The organism is Limosilactobacillus coleohominis, assembly GCF_016901675.1.
GTDB lineage: Bacteria > Bacillota > Bacilli > Lactobacillales > Lactobacillaceae > Limosilactobacillus > Limosilactobacillus intestinavium.
Genome location: NZ_JACJKU010000218.1, coordinates 1 through 235, shown reverse-complemented (window position 1 = coordinate 235; position 235 = coordinate 1). Strand labels below are relative to the sequence as shown.

1 pseudogene is annotated in these 235 nt (G+C 43.0%); it reads left to right on the top strand.

The features are described 5' to 3' along the window. Positions 1-235: pseudogene (locus H5975_RS08575) on the top strand (helix-turn-helix domain-containing protein); the annotation flags it as partial.

Below are 235 nucleotides of genomic sequence, written 5' to 3'. Positions count from 1 at the left end.
CAAAGAGAAAACTTATTGTTAAAGATACAACTCGACGCCTCAAAAAAATTGACAGCCTTGAGAAAGCATCCAAACAAGAACTCGCGCAAGTAATCTATGAGCTCAAGGCCAAGTACCTGTTAAAGGACCTGATTGATGCGCTCCCGATTTCGATGTCGACTTACCAATATTGGCAGTCCAAGTTTGAACACCCTGATGAGGACGAAGAAGAACTCAAAGCGGTGATCAAAGGACT